Origin of the sequence: Nonomuraea sp. NPDC049637 (genome assembly GCF_040675235.1) — a bacterium.
Classification (GTDB): Bacteria; Actinomycetota; Actinomycetes; order Streptosporangiales; family Streptosporangiaceae; genus Nonomuraea.
On sequence record NZ_JBFAOM010000125.1, the window covers coordinates 1 to 2,051 of the forward strand.

At 56.2% G+C, this 2,051-nt stretch carries 1 rRNA gene; it reads right to left on the reverse strand.

Annotated elements, in window-relative coordinates:
- Positions 1–2,000 (reverse strand): 23S ribosomal RNA (locus AB0J71_RS49895); the annotation flags it as partial.
- Positions 2,001–2,051: the final 51 nt, after the last annotated feature.

Consider the following 2,051-nt stretch of genomic DNA (forward strand, 5'->3'; position numbering starts at 1 on the left):
GCACGGACCTGTGTTTTTAGTAAACAGTCGCTTCCCCCTGGCCACTGCGACCCCCACCAGCTCCGAGTGCAAGACTCATCACCAGCAGAGGTCCCCCTTCTCCCGAAGTTACGGGGGCAATTTGCCGAGTTCCTTAACCACAGTTCACCCGATCGCCTTAGTATTCTCTACCTGACCACCTGAGTCGGTTTAGGGTACGGGCCGCCATAACACTCGCTAGAGGCTTTTCTCGGCAGCATAGGATCATCCACTTCACCACAATCGGCTCGGCATCACATCTCAGGATACGTGTGAGGCGGATTTGCCTACCCCACTCCCTACATGCTTACCCCAGGACAACCATCGCCTGGGCTGGACTACCTTCCTGCGTCACCCCATCGCTTACCTACTACCCGATCGGATCGAGCGTTCACTCTGACCCCAAGCCCGAAGGCTTTAGGCGAGTTAAGGACTCTTAGCATCACGAGGTTCGATATGGGCGCGTTAAAGCGGGTACGGGAATATCAACCCGTTGTCCATCGACTACGCCTGTCGGCCTCGCCTTAGGTCCCGACTTACCCTGGGCGGATTAGCCTGCCCCAGGAACCCTTGGTCATCCGGCGCGAGGGTTTCTCACCCTCGATTCGCTACTCATGCCTGCATTCTCACTCGCACAGCCTCCACAACTAGATCACTCTGCTGCTTCGCCGGCTGCACGACGCTCCCCTACCCATCCAGCCCCGAAAGACTGAATGCCACGACTTCGGCGGTGTGCTTGAGCCCCGCTACATTGTCGGCGCAGAATCACTTGACCAGTGAGCTATTACGCACTCTTTCAAGGGTGGCTGCTTCTAAGCCAACCTCCTGGTTGTCTCTGCGACTCCACATCCTTTCCCACTTAGCACACGCTTAGGGGCCTTAGTCGGTGATCTGGGCTGTTTCCCTCTCGACTACGAACCTTATCGCCCGCAGTCTCACTGCCACGCTCTCACTTACCGGCATTCGGAGTTTGGCTGACGTCAGTAACCTTGTCGGGCCCATCGGCCATCCAGTAGCTCTACCTCCGGCAAGAAACACGCGACGCTGCACCTAAATGCATTTCGGGGAGAACCAGCTATCACGGAGTTTGATTGGCCTTTCACCCCTACACACAGGTCATCCCCCAGGTTTTCAACCCTGGTGGGTTCGGTCCTCCACCCAGTCTTACCTGAGCTTCAACCTGCCCATGCGTAGATCACTCCGCTTCGGGTCTACAGCATGCGACTCAAACGCCCTATTCAGACTCGCTTTCGCTACGGCTCCCCCACACGGGTTAACCTCGCCACACACCATAACTCGCAGGCTCATTCTTCAAAAGGCACGCAGTCACATCACACAGAAGACAAGCTCCTGTAAGCTCCTACGGCTTGTAGGCACACGGTTTCAGGTACTATTTCACGACCCCTCACCGGGGCACTTTTCACCTTTCCCTCACGGTACTCGTGCACTATCGGTCATCAGGGAGTATTTAGGCTTACCAGGTGGTCCTGGCAGATTCACACAGGATTTCTCGGGCCCCGTGCTACTTGGGATCCCCTCAAGAAGCCTTCAAGATTTCGCCTACCCGGCTCTCACGGTCTACGGCAGCCCTTCCCAGAGCTTTCGACTACCTCAAAGGTTTATCACTTCTTGTGGCTTCGGCAGAAACCACCAGAGGGTCCCACGACCCCGGACATGCAACGCCTGCCGGCTATCACACACGCCCGGTTTAGCCTCATCCGCTTTCGCTCACCACTACTCACGGAATCACTGTTGTTTTCTCTTCCTACGGGTACTGAGATGTTTCACTTCCCCGCGTTACCACCAACCGCCCTATACATTCAGGCGGAGGCAACACCACATGACTGGTGCTGGGTTTCCCCATTCGGACATCCCCGGATCAACGTCTGGTTGGCGACTCCCCGAGGCTTAACGCAGCCTCCCACGTCCTTCATCGGCTCCTGATGCCAAGGCATCCACCGTGTGCCCTAAAAAACTTGGCCACAAAGATGCTCGCGTCCACTATGCAAATCTCAAACAACAAACAGCAACCA